The sequence below is a fragment of the Shewanella sp. SM71 genome (genome assembly GCF_025653905.1).
GTDB lineage: Bacteria > Pseudomonadota > Gammaproteobacteria > Enterobacterales > Shewanellaceae > Shewanella > Shewanella oncorhynchi.
In genome coordinates, this window is record NZ_JAKKRW010000061.1 from 1 (window position 1) to 561 (window position 561).

General features: G+C 41.1%; 1 pseudogene. It reads right to left on the reverse strand.

The features are described from left to right. Positions 1–512, reverse strand: a pseudogene (locus L5L97_RS22855) (IS3-like element ISSba5 family transposase); the annotation flags it as partial. Positions 513–561: the final 49 nt, after the last annotated feature.

Sequence of the window (561 nt, forward strand, 5' to 3'; positions counted from 1 at the left end):
TTTAGTCACTAATTGAGCTATCGTTCGAGCACCGGCAGAGCCATGACTAATACGATGTGCGGCCTTCACTTCACTGCATAAAATAGTAAAGTCTGCATCAATATGTTCTTTTCTTTTTAGCCAATACTTATAGCTACTTCGATGCACTTTGAATGCATTACAAATTGTGAGAATAGAGTGGCTCTGCTTGAGTGCGCTGATTAGCRTAAATTGTTCATCGAGTCTGACATCAAGAGAGCGGTAGYCTTTTTTAGGATAAGATTGTGCTCCTCAAGACGAGCTATTTGCTTCTTCAGCTCACGGATTTCAATTTGTTCAGGGGTAATCGGAGATGCTTTTGGTGTGCCACCCTGGCGTTCTAGTTTTAACTGTCTCACCCATTTATCCATAGTGGACTTACCTACGTTCATCGCCTTTGCAGCTTCGATGATGCTATGGTTTTTATCGAGGACTAATTGGGCTGCTTCAAGTTTGAATTCAGCACTAAATGTTTTTCTGGTTGTCGATCTCATGTGTTCACCTAAAGTCATCTACGAGGTAATAATATCACCTCTATTTAGG